An 18073-nucleotide genomic window follows, 5' to 3' on the forward strand; every position below is an offset into this window, starting at 1 on the left:
TTCAGGAACACGATGATGTACGGAACGCCTACCTGACGACCCAGCAGGATGTGCTCACGGGTCTGCGGCATCGGGCCGTCAGTCGCAGCAACAACCAGGATCGCGCCATCCATCTGCGCAGCACCGGTGATCATGTTTTTAACATAGTCGGCGTGCCCCGGGCAGTCTACGTGCGCGTAGTGGCGACTCGGGGTGTCATATTCAACGTGAGATGTGTTGATGGTGATACCACGAGCTTTTTCTTCCGGCGCGTTATCGATCTGGTCGAATGCGCGAGCAGAACCACCGTAGGTTTTTGCCAGAACGGTAGTGATTGCAGCAGTCAGAGTAGTTTTACCATGGTCAACGTGGCCGATAGTACCGACGTTGACGTGCGGTTTTGTACGTTCAAATTTTTCTTTAGACACGGCTTTATTCCTTACTATAGTGCTCTCCCTCTTTGGAGAGAGCACGGGACTTTGGTTTTAACCCTGCGGCTTATTTGCCACGGGCTTCAATAACGGCCTGAGCAACGTTGTTCGGCGCATCATCATACTTCAGGAATTCCATAGTATATGACGCACGACCTTTGGTCAGAGAACGCAGCTGAGTTGCATATCCGAACATTTCAGATAGCGGAACTTCAGCATGGATCTTAACGCCAGTAACTTCAGATTCCTGACCGCGCAGCATGCCGCGACGACGACTAAGGTCACCGATTACGTCACCGGTGTTCTCTTCCGGAGTCTCTACTTCAACCTTCATGATCGGCTCAAGCAGAACTGGTTTCGCTTTCTTAAAGCCATCTTTAAAGGCAATAGACGCAGCCAGTTTAAACGCCAGTTCAGAGGAGTCAACGTCGTGGTAAGAACCGAAGTGCAGACGCACGCCAAGATCAACTACCGGGTAACCCGCCAGCGGACCAGATTTCAGCTGTTCCTGGATACCTTTATCAACGGCAGGGATGTATTCGCCAGGAATTACACCACCTTTGATGTCGTTGATGAACTCGTAGCCTTTCGGGTTAGAGCCCGGCTCAAGCGGGTACATGTCGATAACAACATGACCGTATTGACCACGACCACCAGACTGTTTAGCGTGTTTACCTTCGATATCGGTAACTTTCGCACGAATCGCTTCGCGGTAAGCAACCTGAGGTTTACCGACGTTCGCTTCAACGTTGAATTCACGTTTCATACGGTCAACGATGATATCGAGGTGCAGTTCACCCATACCGGCGATAATGGTCTGGTTAGATTCTTCGTCAGTCCATACGCGGAATGACGGGTCTTCTTTCGCCAGACGGCCCAGAGCCAGACCCATTTTTTCCTGGTCAGCTTTGGTTTTCGGTTCTACCGCGATGGAGATTACCGGCTCAGGGAATTCCATACGCTCCAGAATAATCGGGTGATCCGGGTCACACAGGGTGTCACCAGTGGTCACGTCTTTCAGACCGATAGCAGCAGCGATATCACCCGCGCGAACTTCTTTGATCTCTTCACGTTTGTTAGCGTGCATCTGAACGATACGACCGAAACGCTCACGTGCAGCTTTCACGGAGTTCAGAATGGTATCGCCAGAGTTAACTACACCGGAGTACACACGGAAGAAGGTCAGGTTACCAACAAACGGGTCGGTAGCGATTTTGAACGCCAGTGCAGAGAACGGCTCTTCATCACTTGCATGACGCTCAGCCGGAGTATCTTTACCATCATCCAGGATACCGTTGATCGCAGGTACATCAGTCGGGGACGGCAGGTAGTCAACTACCGCATCCAGCATCGCCTGAACACCTTTGTTCTTGAACGCAGAGCCACAGGTTACCAGGATGATTTCGTTGTTCAGAACGCGTTGACGCAGAGCAGATTTGATTTCCGCTTCAGTCAGTTCTTCACCACCCAGGTATTTCTCCATCAGCTCTTCAGAAGCTTCAGCAGCGGACTCGATCAGATTCTGGTGCCATTCGTCAGCCAGATCCTGCATCTCTGCCGGGATATCTTCGTATTCGAAGGTTACGCCCTGGTCCGCATCGTTCCAGTTGATGGCTTTCATTTTCACCAGGTCAACAACACCGGTGAAACTTTCTTCAGCACCAATTGCCAGCTGCAGCGGAACCGGATTCGCGCCCAGACGGGTTTTGATCTGACCAACAACTTTCAGGAAGTTAGCGCCCATACGGTCCATTTTGTTAACGAACGCGATGCGCGGAACTTTATATTTGTTAGCCTGACGCCATACGGTTTCAGACTGCGGCTGAACACCACCAACTGCGCAGTAAACCATTACCGCACCGTCAAGAACACGCATGGAACGTTCTACTTCGATAGTGAAGTCAACGTGCCCCGGGGTGTCGATGATGTTTACGCGATGCGGTTCATACTGCTTCGCCATACCAGACCAGAACGCAGTAGTTGCTGCGGAGGTAATGGTAATACCACGCTCCTGCTCCTGCTCCATCCAGTCCATGGTTGCGGCGCCGTCATGAACTTCACCGATTTTGTGGTTTACACCGGTGTAGAACAGAATACGTTCGGTAGTCGTGGTTTTACCGGCGTCGATGTGCGCACTGATACCGATGTTACGGTAACGTGCGATGGGTGTTGTACGAGCCATTTGATTCCTCGTTTGTCTCTTAGGCGCTCAGATTTAAGTTGCCAAACGGCGGGCGACTTACTGGAAGCGCCCGCCTGGTGACTAAAACTCCGAAGGGATTACCAACGGTAGTGTGCGAACGCCTTGTTGGCTTCGGCCATACGGTGAACGTCTTCACGTTTCTTAACTGCGGTACCTTTGTTGTCCGCAGCATCAGAAAGTTCGTTCGCCAGGCGCAGAGCCATGGATTTATCACCGCGTTTACGAGCAGCTTCAACGATCCAACGCATTGCCAGGGCATTACGACGAACCGGACGAACTTCAACCGGAACCTGATAAGTAGAACCACCAACGCGGCGAGACTTAACTTCAACAGTCGGGCGCACGTTTTCGAGAGCTACTTCGAAAGCTTCCAGTTCATTTTTACCAGAACGCTGAGCCAGGGTCTCCAGCGCGCTGTATACGATTGTTTCTGCAGTAGATTTTTTACCATCTACCATCAGGATATTTACAAATTTAGCCAACAGTTCTGATCCGAACTTAGGATCCGGCAGAATTTTACGCTGACCAATAACGCGACGACGTGGCATGGAAATACTCCGTTGTTAATTCAGGATTGTCCAAAACTCTAAGAGTTTAGTTTGACATTAAAGTTAAAACAGTTTGGCCTTACTTAACGGAGAACCATTAAGCCTTCGGACGCTTCACGCCGTACTTGGAGCGAGACTGCTTACGGTCTTTAACACCAGAGCAGTCGAGCGCGCCACGAACAGTGTGGTAACGAACACCCGGGAGGTCTTTAACACGACCGCCACGGATCAGGATCACGGAGTGTTCCTGCAGGTTGTGACCTTCACCACCAATGTAGGAAGTCACTTCGAAACCGTTAGTTAAACGAACACGGCATACTTTACGCAGTGCGGAGTTCGGTTTTTTCGGGGTGGTAGTATATACGCGAGTACATACACCACGTTTTTGCGGGCAGGCTTCCAGCGCAGGCACGTTGCTTTTTGCAACTTTGCGTGCGCGTGGTTTGCGTACCAGCTGGTTAACTGTTGCCATTAAATAGCTCCTGGTTTTAGCTTTTGCTTCGTAAACACGTAATAAAACGGCCTCATATAATATGAGGACGCAGAATTTTATGGCTGTGCTGAAAGGGTGTCAAGAAATATACAGCGATCCCACATTACCAATACATCTGAACGGCGTGTTTTACCGTCAGGCTAACGAAATCAGTATAGCCAACCCTGACAACACTGCTCGAAATTTGACCACTCAATCCACGTGCTTGCACATCATCATTTAACACATGAATGGTTATGGGGGCATTTAGCAATAAAGCAATATAACGACTGCCTTCCAGCGCTGCCGTGACGCCATCCGATAACAGCAGTACATCATCGCCAGGGCTAAGTATGCGCAACAGCGCCGTCATATCGCATTGCCAGGGAGAGTGGGACAGAGTATGCAGCATAGGCGCCTCAAAACGTCAGTACGACGGTGTACTCATCGAGCTGTTCGCGCAGATCTTTCGGCTCCAGCGGTTGCGCAGGTAAAACGAAATCCGTCTCCTCGCCGAGACCGCGTTCGCGTAGCGAGGCCGCGCACAGCCAACACTGGTCGATGTCATACAAAGGAAGGACTTTAAAGGTGGCGATGTAATCGCGCGCCAGAATCGCATCTGGCTGCTGCCCGGCTAGCAGCTGAAAAACGCCATCGCCGATAAAAAACACGCCAATCTCGTCGGTGAATGCCGAGGCTGCAAGTAAGGCATCCAGGCCTTCACGCCCGGAGGATGAACCGTGCGGCGCAGAAGTAAAGACAAATGCAATACGCTTCATCAAAACTGCACCACCCGATCGCAGGAAATAGCGGCTTCGGCCAGCGCCCCCAGTCCTGTGAGTGAAAAGCCCACCTGTAGATTAGCTGCGGGTAACACTAAACGTCGGGCTTCATTCTCATCAACCACGCCACGACGCAGGGCGGCTGCGACACAGATATGCAATGCAACCTGCTGTTCATCATGCAAGCGCTGCCAGGCGCGCACAAGGTCAAACTCATCGCTGGCAGGCGCCGTAAGCGCATTCGCGTTATGCACACCTTCGCGATAGAAGAAGACACTGCTCAGCGTATGTCCGGCTTCCAGCAACGCCAGCGCAAATTGATAAGCGCTACTCGCCTGCTGCGTGCCGTACGCCGGGCCGGTGACCATCAGGGCAAAACGCATTAACGATCCTGTACGGAAAAATCACCGCTTTTAAACTGACGGATATACAGGTAAACGGTATGTTTCGAGATATTCAGGCGATCGGCTACCTGATTAATCGCATCTTTAATGTCGAAAATGCCTTTCTCATAAAGGTTCAGCACAATCTGGCGATTCTTAGCATTATTGGAAACGTTGCGATCGGCATTAACCTCTTCGATGGTGAACTCCAGTGTTTGCATCACCAGATCTTCTACCGAGGATGCAAAGTTTACGGCCGAGCCAACATCCGGGGTTTCCGGCGGAATAAAGGTATTCATGATTTGCGAGAACGGCACATCAAGGTTCATGTTGATGCACAGCAGGCCAATCACCCGGTGATCGCGGTTACGGATAGCGATAGTCACTGATTTCATCAGCACGCCGCTTTTCGCGCGCGTGAAGTAGCATTTGGAGACGCTACTGTCGGCACCGGTCATATCGTGCAGCATGCGCAGGGCAAGGTCGGTAATCGGCGAGCCAATTTTACGTCCTGTGTGTTCGCCATTCGCAATGCGGATAGCGGAACATTTCAGGTCTTGCAGGGAGTGCAGAACGATTTCGCAGTGTGAACCAATGAGCATCGCTAACCCGTCCACCACCGCCTCGTAAGATTTAAGGATATCGAAGTCGGTCTGATCGAAAGGACGTTGATCCAGTAAATCAAGCTCACTGGTTTCGTTGGTTAATAGCGACCTGGACATGAAAAAAAACACTCCTTTTCAGGAACCTGTCGTTAACTTTTCAGGGCAGGCTCAGTATTCATAGGGGATATAAACTAATACATCGTACGTTAAGATTATATCCTTACTACAAAAAAAAACGCCGCCCGAAGGCGGCGTTTTTTCACACTGTTACTTGGTGCCAGTATCGGCAGCCTTCGCATCAGCAGGTTGATCTGTGGCGGCTGGAGCCGCATCCGTAGCGGCTGGAGCCGCATCTGGCGCGGCAGCATCCGCTTTTGGCGTAGCGGCGTCAGATTTCGGAGCCGGTTTGATATCAAGCAGCTCTACATCAAACACCAGAGTGGAGTTAGCCGGGATCCCCGGAACGCCAGTTTTACCGTAAGCCAGAGCCGGCGGGATAACCAGCTTGATTTTGCCGCCTTTCTTGATATTTTTCAGGCCTTCAGTCCAGCCAGGGATCACACCATCGAGGCGGAAGGAGAGCGGTTCGCCACGGGTATAAGAGTTATCGAACTCTTTACCGTCAATCAGTGTACCTTTGTAGTTTACAACGACAGTGTCGCTGTCTTTCGGCGCATCACCCGTCCCTTCTTTTTCGACTTTGTACAGCAGGCCGCTATCAGACGTTTTCACACCTTTCTCTTTGGCGAAAGTGTCACGGAAGGTTTTACCTTTCGCTTCGTTGTCAGCAGCGTCTTTCTCCATACGTTCTTGCGCGGCAGTTTTCACGCGGGTCTCGAACGCTTGCAGCGTTTGTTCAATTTCCTGATCGCTCAGTTTGCTCTTATCAGCAAACGCGTCCTGGACGCCAGCGATCAACTGGGCTTTGTCCAGTTTGATACCCAGTTTTTCCTGCTCTTTCAAGGAATTTTCCATGTAGCGGCCCAGAGACGCTCCCAGCGCATAAGCAGATTTCTGGTCGTCATTTTTAAATGCCGCTTTACTGTCAGCTGCTGTAGCAGTCTCTTTCTTCGCCGTCTCTGCAGCGAAAGAGATCGGTGCATGAAGGGCTACGGCCATTGTGGTCGCCAGCAGCGTGACTTTAAACAGTGATTTCATCCATTTCTCCAGGGGCCGGGGCATCTCGCCCCAGGGTTAAACATAAAAGTAAGAAGCGTACTATAAAGCGTTGCGGTAGAAATCAACATAAGGACACTACCCTAATTCACCTGTTTTCAGACTATTTTTGTTTAAATTAGTTTCTGATTTTCTGACTTAATACTGTACCGCATGACAAACTTCAGTAAAATTCGCACGATTTATGAAATTTGAGCCGGAAGCAGGCCCGAGGTGAAGAATGCAAGAGCTAACAACAGAAGCGCGACTGGCTGAGCTGGAAAGTAAACTGGCTTTTCAGGAGATAACAATCGAAGAGTTAAACCAGACAGTTATCGCCCACGAACTGGAGATGGCAAAGCTGCGAGAGCACCTGCGACTGATGGCAGAAAAGCTCAAAGCCAGCCAGCCTTCCCATATGGCGTCGCCGTCAGAAGAAACTCCGCCGCCCCATTATTAGTGGCGTAAAAAAAGCGGGGTTCCCCGCTCAGTGCATAAATCCCTAAGTATTTCGCGTTGCAGGCAGGCAGCAAACTTGAAAATCCCCGGGAGCATAGAAAACTATGTAACCGGGGTTTGAAAGTGAAGCCAACGCACCTGCAGTGCGAAAGACGACGGGATTTATTAGTGACAACCGCAGCCGCCGTTACCACCGCAACCACCTTTACCATGGTCGTGACCATGATCGTGGCCGTGACCACCGCAGCAGCCGTCGTGGTCATGGTCGTGATCATGGTCGTGATCATGCGCACCGTGAACGTGACCATGAGCCAACTCTTCTTCAGTCGCTTCGCGGATCGCGACAACTTCAACATTAAATTTCAAGTTCTGGCCAGCCAGCATGTGGTTGCCATCAACCACAACGTGGTCGTCTTCAACTTCGGTAATTTCTACCGGCACCGGCCCCTGGTCGGTTTCTGCCAGGAAGCGCATGCCAACCTGCAGTTCGTCAACGCCCATAAAGACGTCTTTCGGTACGCGCTGTACCAGGTTTTCATCGTACTGACCGTAAGCGTCATTCGCGCCAACAGCCACATCGAATTTATCGCCGACTTCGTGCCCGTCAAGCGCGTTTTCCAGACCAGAGATCAGGGAACCGTGACCATGCAGGTAGTCCAGCGGCGCACTCACCGGAGACTCATCAACCAACACACCGTCTTCTGTACGTACCTGGTAAGCCAGGCTGACCACCAGGTCTTTTGCTACTTTCATGATATCTCCTGAGCGTGGGAAAATTACTGGCGCAGATTGTAGCGGAATTCTGCACCCGTGTACTCTTTAGCTTAAAAAAAGCTGCCTGATATGGCTAGTCCGGATGAAAAATACCAATAACTTGCTCATCTTTGCGAACATGATCGCGGGCCTCTTTATCGGCTTCACGCATCTGGTGTCCGCATTTAACACACTCAACAATATCAACATTATTTTCACGCCACATCGCCAGCGAATCCTTCGCCTGGCATGATGGACAAACCGCCCCGGCAATAAAACGTTTACGTACAGCCATTCGAATCCCCTTATTCAAACTCATCCCAGCCGTCCAGTTGGCGACGCTCTTGTTGCATTTCACGCTGGAAAATCTCCTCCAACTCTCGCCGCGCTTCGCGTACGCGGGAAATTTGTAGCGTATCGGAATGCACCGGCATCAGTTCACGTAGCATACGCATATCCAGCCGTTTAAAATGCAGTTGCGCGCGCTGCGCCTGGTGAGGATGCATACCCAGCGAAATAAGGGCCTTGCGCCCCAACTCCAGCGCACTGGAGAAGGTTTCGCGGGAAAACTGCGTCACGCCAGCCAGCAGCAACTCATGCGCTTCCACACGTCCCCGCGCCCGCGCCAAAATGGCCAGATGCGGGAAATGTTGCTGACAGATTTCCACCAGTTTCATCGTATCCAGCGGATCGTTGCAGGTAATGACGATAGATTGCGCTGATTCCGCGCCCGCTGAGCGCAGCAGTTCCACCTGTGTCGCATCGCCGTAATAAACTTTATAACCGTACTTACGCATCAGGTTAACGACGCTGATATCCCGTTCCAGCACGGTAATGCGCATCTTGTTCGCCATTAGCAAGCGGCCAATAACCTGACCAAAGCGACCAAACCCCACCACAATCACCTGCGGTTTGTCATCTTCCACCCACGGCGCTTCATCTTCATCTTCCGGCTTGTTAAAGCGCCATGAGAGCAGCTTATCGATGCCGCGCATCAGCAATGGAGTGGTCATCATCGACAGGGTGACAGTCACCAGCAACAGCGCCATCTGATCTTGCTGAAACAAGCGCTGGGACGAGGCAGAAGAAAAGAGCACAAATGCAAACTCTCCCCCCTGGCTAAGCACACCGGCAAACTGCATCCGCTCCGAACTGCGCAGCCCATACACACGAGCTAGCACGTACAGCACCAGTGTTTTGATAGCCACCAGCACCGCTACGCTCATCACCACCCATAACAAGTGGGTGTAAAGCACGCCTATATTCAGCGCCATACCGACAGAAATAAAGAACAGACCGAGCAGTAAACCTTTAAACGGCTCGATAGCGATTTCCAGTTCATGGCGATATTCACTCTCTGCCAGAAGTACCCCGGCAATAAAGGTACCTAATGCCATCGACAGTCCCAGCGCATCCATAAACATCGCCGAACCGAGCACCAGCAATAATGTTGCTGCGGTAAAAACTTCGCGTACGCCTGAACCGGCAATAAAGCGAAACACCGGGCGCAGCAGGTAACGCCCACCTACCAGCATGCCAGCAAAGGCCAGCACCTTCATGCCGACTTTCATCCAGTCAAGGTGATCGCCGCCATTTCCCGCCAGTAGCGGCACCAGTGCCAGCGCCGGGATCACCGCCAGATCCTGAAACAGCAGCACGGAAAAACCCAGTTGCCCGGATTCGCTGCGATTCATGCCTTTATTACGCATCAGTTGCAGCGCCATCGCCGTCGATGACATCGCCAGGCCGATACCGCCAACCACGGCGGCCTGCCAGGCGAATTGCGTCAACATCAGCAGTCCGGCCAGAATTGCCGCGCTGAGCAGCACCTGTGCGGCACCGACACCGAAAATTGAGCGCCGCAGCTCCCAAAGCTTGGCCGGATTTAGCTCCAGCCCGATGATAAACATCAGGAACACCACGCCCAACTCGGAGAAATGAAGGATTTCGTCAACGTCGCTGATAAATCCCAGTCCCCACGGGCCAATGGCTATGCCCGCCAGCAAATAACCCAGCACAGCTCCAATGCCAAGCCGGGCGGCAAGCGGTACAGCGACGACAGCAGCGAAGAGAAACAGCACACCTGCCAGTAAAAGCGCGGAACCTTCCATCAGCGGCCTCCTGGTGGTAGCGGCGATGCCAGCCAGTCGCCGTAAGCTTTGGCATGATTCGCCAGTTCCTGCGGCGGCTGTCTGCGCGCCCAATAAACAATGATCGGGCTAAGCCAGTGCATACGGCACATGGCGGCGGTCAGCTCAAACGGGCGCAGAATGTCATTCATAGAGTAGCGATTCAGGCCATCATGACGGTAAGCCGCTTCCGGCTCACCGGTGGTGACCACGCTACGCCAGTACTTTCCCGCCAGTTGATTCCCGCCAATACCGCTGGCAAAACCGCGGCTTAACACGCGATCCAACCACTCTTTGAGCAATGCCGGACAACTGTAGGTATACAACGGGTGCTGGAAGACGATCACATCGTGCTCGCGCAGCAACGCCTGTTCACGAGGAATATCGATAAAGAAATCAGGATAGCGCGCGTAGAGATCGTGCACCGTGACGTTTTGGAGCTGCATTGCCGGTTTAAGCAAAACCCGATTAGCCACCGAGTCCTGAGATTCCGGATGGGCATACAGCAGCAACACTTTGGCTGTCTGCGACATCATTCCCCTCCCGGGTGTCGTACCTGTTATGCTTCCGGCGCAGCCACTTTTGCCTGCCCAGAATGATTTTGTCTATCGCCTTCATTTTGGGCTACCATTGCGGCCCCGGTACGGCATATAGCCGTAACCTTACATTATCATAATGACAAATTAACATAGTCTGAACATACGGCGCCTTATGATTGTTTTCTCCTCGTTACAAATTCGTCGCGGTGTGCGTGTCCTGCTGGATAACGCCACGGCCACCATTAACCCGGGCCAGAAAGTCGGTCTGGTGGGTAAAAACGGCTGCGGCAAATCAACGCTGCTGTCGCTGCTGAAAAACGAGATGAGCGCCGATGGTGGCAGCGTCACGTTTCCAGGTACCTGGCTACTGGCGTGGGTGAATCAGGAAACTCCGGCCTTGAGCGAGGCGGCGATAAATTATGTGATAGACGGTGATCGTGAATATCGCAAACTGGAAGCCGAACTGAACAGCGCCAACGAACGCAACGATGGCCATGCCATCGCCACGGTACACGGCAAACTCGATGCCATTGATGCCTGGACTATCCGTTCCCGCGCTTCCAGCCTGCTGCATGGGCTGGGCTTTACCAACGAGCAACTCGATCGTCCGGTGAGTGACTTCTCCGGCGGCTGGCGTATGCGTCTGAACCTCGCACAGGCGCTGATTTGCCGTTCAGATTTACTGCTGCTCGATGAACCGACGAACCACCTGGATCTGGACGCGGTGATCTGGCTTGAGAAGTGGTTGAAGAGCTATCAGGGCACACTAATCCTGATCTCACACGACCGCGATTTCCTCGATCCGGTGGTCGACAAAATTCTGCATATTGAACAGCAAAGCCTGTTCGAATATACCGGTAACTACAGTTCGTTCGAGCGCCAGCGTGCAACGCGTCTCGCCCAGCAGCAAGCCACTTACGAAAGCCAGCAGCAGCGCGTGGCGCACCTGCAAAGCTTTATTGATCGCTTCAAAGCGAAAGCCAGCAAAGCCAAGCAGGCGCAGAGCCGTATCAAAATGCTTGAGCGTATGGAGCTGATTTCGCCAGCGCACGTTGATAATCCGTTCCATTTTAGCTTCCGCGCGCCAGAAAGCTTGCCGAACCCGTTATTGAAAATGGAAAAAGTGAGCGCAGGCTATGGCGATCGCACCATTCTGAATGCCATTAAGCTTAACCTGGTGCCCGGTTCGCGTATTGGACTGCTGGGGCGCAACGGCGCGGGTAAATCGACGCTGATCAAAATGTTAGCCGGAGAACTGGCCCCACAAAGCGGTGAAATCGGCCTGGCGAAAGGCATCAAGCTGGGTTATTTCGCCCAGCATCAGTTGGAGTTTTTACGTGCCGATGAGTCGCCGCTGCAACACATGGCGCGCCTGGCTTCGCAGGAACTGGAGCAGAAGCTACGCGATTATCTCGGCGGTTTCGGTTTTCAGGGCGACAAGGTTACCGAGGTAACGGAACGCTTCTCAGGCGGCGAAAAAGCGCGGCTAGTACTGGCGCTGATCGTCTGGCAGCGTCCGAACTTATTACTGCTCGATGAACCGACCAACCACCTGGATCTCGATATGCGCCAGGCGCTGACCGAAGCGTTGATCGAATTCGAAGGCGCGCTGGTGGTTGTCTCGCACGATCGTCACTTGTTGCGCTCTACCACTGACGATCTCTATCTGGTGCACGACGGCAAAGTGGAGCCGTTTGAAGGCGATCTGGAAGATTATCAGCAATGGTTGAGCGACGTGCAGAAGCAGGAAAGTCAGCCTGCGGAAGCCGCAAAAGATAACGGCAACAGCGCTCAGGCACGCAAAGATCAAAAACGCCGCGAAGCGGAACTGCGCACGCAGACCCAGCCGCTGCGCAAAGAAATCGCCAGGCTGGAAAAAGAGATGGAAAAGCTCAATGCAAAGTTAGCGCAAGCCGAAGAGAAGCTCGGCGACAGCGGGTTGTACGATCAAAGCCGTAAAGCTGAGCTAACCTCCTGCCTGCAACAACAGGCGACGGCGAAAGCCGGTCTGGAAGAGTGTGAAATGGCATGGCTTGAAGCGCACGAGCAGTTGGAAGCGATACTGCAAGGAGAATAACTGGCGATAACAGCGGACAAGAGAGTTATGAATCTGGATATCACCAACGACATTACATTTCGCAAGCTGCGAATTTTCATGACTTTTATGGAAAAGGGAAATATCGCCCGCGCAGCTGAAACCCTTAACCTGAGCGGCGTCAGCGTGCATCGCGCGCTGCACACGCTGGAAGAAAATGTGCGTTGCCCGCTGTTCGTGCATAAAGGGCGCAACCTGATCCCACTACCTGCCGCCTGGACGCTTATGGAATATTGCCAGGAAGTCATGCAGTTGATGGAACGCGGGCTGGATGAAGCAAGGAAAACGGCGGGCGTCGGTCAGGGCCGTTTACGCGTTGGTACACTTTACTCGCTGACGCTGGAAACCGTGCCGAGGTTGATAATGGGCATGAAGTTGCGCCGTCCGGATCTGGAAATGGATTTGACAATGGGGTCAAACGAGGCGCTTCTGCATATGCTGGAAGAGGGGACACTTGATGCAATCCTCATCTCAATCTCCGGTAGCGAACTCGACCACAATAATTTCGAAATGCTGCCGCTGTTCCATGACGATATCTTTCTTGCTGCGCCAGCCAGCGCCAAGCTAAAAAGCAACGACTTTGCCGATCTGCGCGATTATCGTACGCAAAAATTTGTCTCGCTGGCCGAAGGGTTCGCCACTTACGCCGGGTTTCAGGAGGCGTTTCATATTGCCGGGTTCGAGCCGGAAATCGTTACCCGCGTTAACGATATCTTTTCCATGCTCAGCCTGGTGCAGGCGGGCGTGGGGTTTTCCCTGATGCCGGGAAGAATGAAAAAGGTATACGAAAGCTCCCTGCAGTTGCTGCGTCTCGCTGAGCCGTATCAGATGCAGCAGTTGATCGCCATTGTCTTTGCCCGCAACCGCGAGCGCGATCCCAATTTACTGGCGCTGGCCGCCGAAGGGCGAATGTACGCCCGCAGTCTGGGGGATAGCGCCTGATCTTAGCTGGATGGCGACTGCACCTTATCCATCCTACAGATCCGCGCCATCGGCGCAAGCAAACTTACTCCCGCAGCCGCTTAGCAAGATGCAGCGCAACATCCACACCGCTTCTCTCCAGTGAAATGCATTCACCGTTCCACGCCGCCTGGCGCGTCAGACAGGTCAGAATACCGCCCGGCGGCATTTCAATAGCCAACCTGCCGTCGCGTTCATTTGCAGCAACCATCGCCTCCTGCCAGCGTACGGTGCGCGCCATATTACGCGCCAAATCATCAGCAATTTTTTCCGGCTGCCATAGCACACGACCAGTACTGCCGCTTAAATAAGCGCATTGCGGACGGTTCAGCGTGACGTGGGTAAAAGCCTGCGCCAGTTTTTCCGCTGGTTCTGCCAGCAGTTCACAATGTGAAGGCACGCTAACCGCCAGACGCTGTGCTTTGCTTGCGCCTTTGGCCAGCGCACGCTGCGCGACCCGCGCCATCGCATCATCACTACCGGCGATAACAATCTGCGTTTCTGCGTTTAAGTTGGCGATATATGCCCCGCTCCCTTCAAGTAGCGTTTCCACGACAGGCAGCGTCAGCCCCATAATCGCGGTCAGCCCGTATCCATGCGGCCAGGCCTGCTCCATCAAGTCGCCGCGTAGCGCGACAAGCTGCAAAGCATCGTGGAAATCAAGCGCTCCTGCCACCACTGCGGCGGGAAATGCGCCAATCGATAATCCACAGGTGATATCCACTGTCATGCCTCGGCGCTGTAGTTCCCGCGCCCAGGCAACACCGGAAATCAGCAGCGCCAGTTGTACAGCTCGCGTATGTTCTAACGCCTGCGGCGTATCGAGTGAATCCACTTCCGCGCCTAATACTTCACGCGCTTGCGCCAGTTCCGTGCCTGGCAGCCCCTGCAACATACCAGGACGCTGCGTCCCCTGCCCCGGAAAAGTAAACACAATTTTCATTACGCCTCCCTGTACCACGGATCGCTGACCAACTGCGGCCCATGATTGGTTTTCAGCATTGCCCGCCCATCGCGTATCCACTCAGCCAACGCAAAGGCGCCATTCGGCGTCTCAAGCTGGGTATCCGCCCGACACAGCCCACCGCTCAGTTGCTGTTGCCAGCGGGAAAGTTCACCGGTGGAAAGCGGCTGCGGAGCGCGGATCAGCAAGTCAAGATCGCTGGCCGCATGGATAACCGGAATGCCCGTCGCCAGCGCGTAGCCGGTGCTACCTGTCACGCCCCATATCCACGACCAATTCTGCTGCGCCAATTGCGAAGCCAGTTGAACTGGCGGTTGAGAAATAAAGGGGGAACGAAGCAGTGCCTGAGAAGCAACAAGCTGTTCTGGTGAAACAATGCGGGTAATGCGCTCTGGCCTCACCCATCCCGCGGCGCGCTGATTGCGTCGTAAACCGCGCACGCCAACGGGGATTCGACCATCCTGAACAACATCACGCCGCACCACCACCGGTAAACCAGCGTGCCACACTTCATCGACCCAGGGTTCCGTGACCCCTTCCAGCGCATCGCGTGCGCCAAGCCAGAGAAGGTCGTGCGGGCGTAATGTTGTTGTCATGATTACATTCCTGAAGTCAGCGAGATAAACAGCGGCAACGACAGGATACACAGCACGGAACTTAACAGCAGTACCGCTTCCGCATCCGGCGACTGCACGCCAAAGCGGTTACCAAATACCACACCGAAGAAACCCGCCGCCAGTGCAATCATCAGGATCGCAGTGATAGCTACAGAGCCATGCAGGCCAAGCACCAGCACAATCCCCCAGGCGATAGCAGGCTGGATCAGCAGTTTGGTGATAGTAGCGGAAATAACCATTGTGTTGATGGCAAGCTTACGCGCAGAGAGGATCACACCGGTCAGGAACAGCGCCGCAGCGGTTGCTGACAGGCCAAGCGGTTTGATGGAAGACAGCAGCAGTTCCGGCATTTTGAGACCAAACGCTGAAAGCACAACCCCCAACAGCGGGCCCCAGACAATCGGTTTTTTCACCGAACGCCACATCAGCACCGGCAGCATTGCCAGCGTGGAACCTGTGTTACCGCCTTCTGCACGTGCTTTCTCACGTTCGAGGATCAGCAGGCAGAACGGCGTCATCAGTACCGAACCGCAAGCAATGGAAACCGCGACGGAAAGAGACGTTGCAGACCCTTCGCCCAGTACGCTACCGAGGATCGGCAGACCCAGCGCCGCGTAGTTCGGTAACGCGACTGTCAGGGTCAATACTGCAGCATCCTGTGGCGATTTTTTGAAGACAGAGACCGCCAGTGAGTAGATAGCCGCGTAGGTGATCCACATAGCGAGAACCAGCACCACAATCAGCGGCGACTGGGCGATGATACCGGCCCACGGCGTTTGTACGGTCGCGCTAAACAGCGCGGCGGGCAGAGCAAAGTCCATTACGAAGATATTCAGCAGGGAAACGTTCTTGTTGTCGACCATTTTGGCCTTCCCTGCCCAGAAACCCAACAGCATGATGACAAAAATGGGTGCGAGGGCATGAACAATTACATAAGTCATAGATCACCTATAAGCCTTTAAGAAAAAAGAGAAATAGCACGATGGTTATTATTATTTTCAGATGCAGAATGCCGCGTGGACGCGGCATAGGCGCCCACGGGTTGCTATCTGGCAGGTTTCTTTTTACTTACCAGCTTGCTTTCATGCGTTCGCGCACAAGAGCGGAGCTACGGCGGTTGTCAGCACCCAGACGGTTTTTCAACGTGGTGTCCTGACGAGCATCTTTGATTGCCTGTTGCAGAGTGCTCTTCACCTGCGTCAGATCGCTTTCTGAAGGCGCATCAGGATTGCTGATGTTAAGCAGATCCGACAGCAGTCCCAGCGTGGCATAGTTGCTAATGTCGTACGCCATCGGCGGAATAGTCGCAGCCAGTTTTTCCAACGCTTCTACAGTACGCAGCGTAATACGTGCCGCAGAGTCTTTACCCATCGCGTGGATCAGCACACCAGAATCGTTAAAGGCGATCAGGCGGTTGGCCTGGTAGCCGTGGGCCAGAAACGCCCCGGACATCGCTTTACCGACGATCAGACCAATCACTGGGTGGCCCGCCAGACGCGCATTGGCATACGCCGCAGCTGCGCCAGCCAGCGCCTGGTGAATACCAAATGCCTCTTCGCGACGGCCGTAAGCCTGGCTTGGCACGTCAATCACCGCGATGATCGGGCGTTTCACGCTGCTGTTAGCATCGGCAGCGACCGTTTCGCTGACTACTTTCGCCAACGTCCAGCCTTCCAGCAAACCGACCTCGCCTTTCGCGGCGCGTGGATAGTGGTTGTTGGCATCCGGCACCACGGCGATAAAACGCACCGCTTCACCGTTCACCTGACCATCAGCAGCTTGTACGGACGGGCATAGCCCGCTCATACGTTGTGCATTCGGTGCCAGTTTTTCCAGCCATAAGGCACCACGGCTGACTGTCGTACTCATGCTTTATCCTCCCCGGTAAACAACGCATTGATCTGTTCTGCATCCGCTTGTTTACGGGTGTCGAATCGGGTCAGACGTTGCAGATAATCGTCGTAGTTATCGGTGCGGTGTTTCGCCGGAACGCCTTTGGCAATAGCCTCATTCATCGCGTTTTTCACTGCGTTCACACCGTCGCCGACCAGCGCATCTACCAGCCCGCTGCGATAACGTACTTCGCCGCCGGTCATGCTCCAGATAAACGGACGGTCGCGAGAGTCGTACTCTTCAATCCCCGCTTCCTGCTCAATCACCTGTGGACCGTTCAGACCGAGACGCGCTTCGCGGGTAACAATCAAATAGCTGCACAGCGCAGCGGCGATGGACATCCCGCCAAAGCAGCCCACCGTACCGGCAACAATGCCCACTACCGGGGTATAGCGACGCAGGTCAACGATCGCCGCATGAATATCGGCAATCGCCGCCAGGCCGAGGTTGGCCTCTTGCAAACGTACGCCACCTGTTTCAAGGCACAGAACTGCCTGTGTCGGGATCCCTTTGCGATTATCTTCTGCCGCCAGTTCCAGTGCCGCTGCCATTTTCGCGCCGGAAACTTCGCCCATGCTACCGCCCTGGAACGCGCCTTCAATTGCCACGACGACAGCCGGTTGACCATTGATGGTGCCTTTAGCGACAACCATGCCGTCATCCGCCTGCGGAACAATGCCTTGCGGCCCTAACCACGGAGAGATAATGCCCTCGAACGGATCCAACAGTTCGCGGTAGCTGCCTTCATCCAGCAGCGCCTGCGCGCGCTGACGTGCTTTGAGTTCGATAAAACTGCGATCGTCACGCATAGCTCACCTCTTCGAATACCTGTTCGATACGGATGCGCGCCACACCGGGCGTCGCGCCGAAATCGTGAATCACAAGCTGACCGGCGGGCAGCGTGCTGACCAGTCCCAGACGGGTGAACAGCGCTTCCCAACGTCCACGGCTGTTGTCCACGGAGGTGGTGATGTCGATTGTCAGTGTCTGCCCCTGGTTGGCGGTGAATAACACCTCCATATCCCCGGAGCCCACAACGCCTGCCAGTGCTTTACCGCGCAATACGCGGCCGGCAGGCACAGTGATCGTGATATGTTCCATAACTT

The 18073-nt window shown here is 53.8% G+C and carries 22 protein-coding genes; 3 read left to right on the forward strand and 19 right to left on the reverse strand.

Annotation, left to right across the window (positions count from 1 at the left end):
- From BM427_RS21350 to fkpA, 9 genes are all read right to left on the reverse strand, one after another.
- The coding region (locus tag BM427_RS21350) for a GTP-binding protein (RefSeq protein WP_139234443.1) at positions 1 to 407 on the reverse strand (407 nt) is incomplete at its 3' end.
- A 70-nt stretch (positions 408 to 477) separates the two neighbouring features.
- Positions 478 to 2592, reverse strand: coding sequence for an elongation factor G (gene fusA / locus BM427_RS21355; protein WP_090125558.1), 2115 nt, complete (start codon positions 2590 to 2592; stop codon positions 478 to 480).
- A gap of 98 nt (positions 2593 to 2690) precedes the next feature.
- The gene (gene rpsG / locus BM427_RS21360) at positions 2691 to 3161 is read right to left on the reverse strand and encodes a 30S ribosomal protein S7 (RefSeq protein WP_090125561.1); all 471 of its coding nucleotides are present in this window, start codon (positions 3159 to 3161) and stop codon (positions 2691 to 2693) included.
- Between the two features lie 97 nt (positions 3162 to 3258).
- Positions 3259 to 3633, reverse strand: a complete 375-nt coding sequence (gene rpsL / locus BM427_RS21365) for a 30S ribosomal protein S12 (protein ID WP_003023654.1) — start codon at positions 3631 to 3633, stop codon at positions 3259 to 3261.
- Positions 3634 to 3757: 124 nt separating this feature from the next.
- Positions 3758 to 4045, reverse strand: coding sequence for a sulfurtransferase complex subunit TusB (gene tusB / locus BM427_RS21370; RefSeq protein ID WP_090125564.1), 288 nt, complete (start codon positions 4043 to 4045; stop codon positions 3758 to 3760).
- Between the two features lie 7 nt (positions 4046 to 4052).
- Positions 4053 to 4412, reverse strand: coding sequence for a sulfurtransferase complex subunit TusC (tusC, locus tag BM427_RS21375; protein ID WP_090125568.1), 360 nt, complete (start codon positions 4410 to 4412; stop codon positions 4053 to 4055).
- Positions 4412 to 4798, reverse strand: a complete 387-nt coding sequence (gene tusD / locus BM427_RS21380) for a sulfurtransferase complex subunit TusD (RefSeq protein WP_090125571.1) — start codon at positions 4796 to 4798, stop codon at positions 4412 to 4414. Before tusD ends, tusC begins: the two co-directional genes overlap by 1 nt.
- Positions 4798 to 5520 carry a helix-turn-helix transcriptional regulator gene (locus BM427_RS21385; RefSeq protein ID WP_090125574.1) on the reverse strand — a complete coding sequence of 241 codons (723 nt, stop codon included), beginning with the start codon at positions 5518 to 5520 and terminating at the stop codon, positions 4798 to 4800. Before BM427_RS21385 ends, tusD begins: the two co-directional genes overlap by 1 nt.
- A 150-nt stretch (positions 5521 to 5670) precedes the next feature.
- Positions 5671 to 6561, reverse strand: a complete 891-nt coding sequence (gene fkpA / locus BM427_RS21390) for an FKBP-type peptidyl-prolyl cis-trans isomerase (RefSeq protein ID WP_090125577.1) — start codon at positions 6559 to 6561, stop codon at positions 5671 to 5673.
- 238 nt (positions 6562 to 6799) lie between these two features.
- On the opposite strand from fkpA, the gene BM427_RS21395 reads away from it, so the two are divergent.
- A complete protein-coding gene (locus BM427_RS21395; RefSeq protein ID WP_043956324.1) occupies positions 6800 to 7018 on the forward strand; it encodes a protein SlyX in 219 nt (72 codons plus the stop codon).
- Positions 7019 to 7182: 164 nt separating this feature from the next.
- Here BM427_RS21395 and slyD read toward each other — a convergent pair whose 3' ends face one another.
- From slyD to kefG, 4 genes are all read right to left on the reverse strand, one after another.
- Complete coding sequence (slyD, locus tag BM427_RS21400) at positions 7183 to 7770, reverse strand: peptidylprolyl isomerase (protein ID WP_090125580.1); 588 nt, start codon at positions 7768 to 7770, stop codon at positions 7183 to 7185.
- Positions 7771 to 7864: 94 nt separating this feature from the next.
- Complete coding sequence (locus BM427_RS21405) at positions 7865 to 8065, reverse strand: YheV family putative zinc ribbon protein (RefSeq protein ID WP_007369794.1); 201 nt, start codon at positions 8063 to 8065, stop codon at positions 7865 to 7867.
- Between the two features lie 10 nt (positions 8066 to 8075).
- Complete coding sequence (kefB, locus tag BM427_RS21410) at positions 8076 to 9881, reverse strand: glutathione-regulated potassium-efflux system protein KefB (RefSeq protein ID WP_090125582.1); 1806 nt, start codon at positions 9879 to 9881, stop codon at positions 8076 to 8078.
- The gene (gene kefG, locus BM427_RS21415; RefSeq protein ID WP_007369792.1) at positions 9881 to 10432 is read right to left on the reverse strand and encodes a glutathione-regulated potassium-efflux system ancillary protein KefG; all 552 of its coding nucleotides are present in this window, start codon (positions 10430 to 10432) and stop codon (positions 9881 to 9883) included. The genes kefB and kefG overlap by 1 nt, the downstream gene beginning before the upstream one ends.
- 178 nt (positions 10433 to 10610) lie before the next feature.
- On the opposite strand from kefG, the gene BM427_RS21420 reads away from it, so the two are divergent.
- Positions 10611 to 12515, forward strand: a complete 1905-nt coding sequence (locus tag BM427_RS21420; protein WP_090125588.1) for an ABC transporter ATP-binding protein — start codon at positions 10611 to 10613, stop codon at positions 12513 to 12515.
- Positions 12516 to 12542: 27 nt separating this feature from the next.
- A complete protein-coding gene (locus tag BM427_RS21425; RefSeq protein WP_090125592.1) occupies positions 12543 to 13475 on the forward strand; it encodes a LysR family transcriptional regulator in 933 nt (310 codons plus the stop codon).
- 64 nt (positions 13476 to 13539) lie between these two features.
- On the opposite strand, the gene mdcH is transcribed toward BM427_RS21425, so the two are convergent.
- From mdcH to mdcC, 6 genes are all read right to left on the reverse strand, one after another.
- Positions 13540 to 14436, reverse strand: a complete 897-nt coding sequence (gene mdcH, locus BM427_RS21430) for a malonate decarboxylase subunit epsilon (protein WP_090125596.1) — start codon at positions 14434 to 14436, stop codon at positions 13540 to 13542.
- Positions 14436 to 15053, reverse strand: coding sequence for a malonate decarboxylase holo-ACP synthase (locus BM427_RS21435; protein WP_090125597.1), 618 nt, complete (start codon positions 15051 to 15053; stop codon positions 14436 to 14438). The genes mdcH and BM427_RS21435 overlap by 1 nt, the downstream gene beginning before the upstream one ends.
- A 2-nt stretch (positions 15054 to 15055) precedes the next feature.
- Positions 15056 to 16015, reverse strand: coding sequence for an AEC family transporter (locus tag BM427_RS21440; RefSeq protein ID WP_090125600.1), 960 nt, complete (start codon positions 16013 to 16015; stop codon positions 15056 to 15058).
- Between the two features lie 127 nt (positions 16016 to 16142).
- Positions 16143 to 16943 (reverse strand): biotin-independent malonate decarboxylase subunit gamma, encoded by an 801-nt coding sequence (gene mdcE / locus BM427_RS21445; protein WP_090125603.1) that lies wholly within the window; start codon positions 16941 to 16943, stop codon positions 16143 to 16145.
- Positions 16940 to 17776 (reverse strand): biotin-independent malonate decarboxylase subunit beta, encoded by an 837-nt coding sequence (locus BM427_RS21450; protein WP_090125606.1) that lies wholly within the window; start codon positions 17774 to 17776, stop codon positions 16940 to 16942. Before BM427_RS21450 ends, mdcE begins: the two co-directional genes overlap by 4 nt.
- Positions 17769 to 18068, reverse strand: coding sequence for a malonate decarboxylase acyl carrier protein (gene mdcC / locus BM427_RS21455; protein ID WP_090125609.1), 300 nt, complete (start codon positions 18066 to 18068; stop codon positions 17769 to 17771). The genes BM427_RS21450 and mdcC overlap by 8 nt, the downstream gene beginning before the upstream one ends.
- Positions 18069 to 18073 lie beyond the last annotated feature (5 nt).

Origin of the sequence: Kosakonia arachidis, assembly GCF_900116535.1 — a bacterium.
Taxonomy (GTDB): Bacteria; Pseudomonadota; Gammaproteobacteria; order Enterobacterales; family Enterobacteriaceae; genus Kosakonia; species Kosakonia arachidis.

Coding starts and splice junctions, on each gene's coding strand:
- fusA (WP_090125558.1), bottom strand. CDS start 2,592: ATGGCTCGTACAACACCCATCGCACGTTACCGTAACATCGGTATCAGT.
- rpsG (WP_090125561.1), bottom strand. CDS start 3,161: ATGCCACGTCGTCGCGTTATTGGTCAGCGTAAAATTCTGCCGGATCCT.
- rpsL (WP_003023654.1), bottom strand. CDS start 3,633: ATGGCAACAGTTAACCAGCTGGTACGCAAACCACGCGCACGCAAAGTT.
- tusB (WP_090125564.1), bottom strand. CDS start 4,045: ATGCTGCATACTCTGTCCCACTCTCCCTGGCAATGCGATATGACGGCG.
- tusC (WP_090125568.1), bottom strand. CDS start 4,412: ATGAAGCGTATTGCATTTGTCTTTACTTCTGCGCCGCACGGTTCATCC.
- tusD (WP_090125571.1), bottom strand. CDS start 4,798: ATGCGTTTTGCCCTGATGGTCACCGGCCCGGCGTACGGCACGCAGCAG.
- BM427_RS21385 (WP_090125574.1), bottom strand. CDS start 5,520: ATGTCCAGGTCGCTATTAACCAACGAAACCAGTGAGCTTGATTTACTG.
- fkpA (WP_090125577.1), bottom strand. CDS start 6,561: ATGAAATCACTGTTTAAAGTCACGCTGCTGGCGACCACAATGGCCGTA.
- BM427_RS21395 (WP_043956324.1), top strand. CDS start 6,800: ATGCAAGAGCTAACAACAGAAGCGCGACTGGCTGAGCTGGAAAGTAAA.
- slyD (WP_090125580.1), bottom strand. CDS start 7,770: ATGAAAGTAGCAAAAGACCTGGTGGTCAGCCTGGCTTACCAGGTACGT.
- BM427_RS21405 (WP_007369794.1), bottom strand. CDS start 8,065: ATGGCTGTACGTAAACGTTTTATTGCCGGGGCGGTTTGTCCATCATGC.
- kefB (WP_090125582.1), bottom strand. CDS start 9,881: ATGGAAGGTTCCGCGCTTTTACTGGCAGGTGTGCTGTTTCTCTTCGCT.
- kefG (WP_007369792.1), bottom strand. CDS start 10,432: ATGTCGCAGACAGCCAAAGTGTTGCTGCTGTATGCCCATCCGGAATCT.
- BM427_RS21420 (WP_090125588.1), top strand. CDS start 10,611: ATGATTGTTTTCTCCTCGTTACAAATTCGTCGCGGTGTGCGTGTCCTG.
- BM427_RS21425 (WP_090125592.1), top strand. CDS start 12,543: ATGAATCTGGATATCACCAACGACATTACATTTCGCAAGCTGCGAATT.
- mdcH (WP_090125596.1), bottom strand. CDS start 14,436: ATGAAAATTGTGTTTACTTTTCCGGGGCAGGGGACGCAGCGTCCTGGT.
- BM427_RS21435 (WP_090125597.1), bottom strand. CDS start 15,053: ATGACAACAACATTACGCCCGCACGACCTTCTCTGGCTTGGCGCACGC.
- BM427_RS21440 (WP_090125600.1), bottom strand. CDS start 16,015: ATGACTTATGTAATTGTTCATGCCCTCGCACCCATTTTTGTCATCATG.
- mdcE (WP_090125603.1), bottom strand. CDS start 16,943: ATGAGTACGACAGTCAGCCGTGGTGCCTTATGGCTGGAAAAACTGGCA.
- BM427_RS21450 (WP_090125606.1), bottom strand. CDS start 17,776: ATGCGTGACGATCGCAGTTTTATCGAACTCAAAGCACGTCAGCGCGCG.
- mdcC (WP_090125609.1), bottom strand. CDS start 18,068: ATGGAACATATCACGATCACTGTGCCTGCCGGCCGCGTATTGCGCGGT.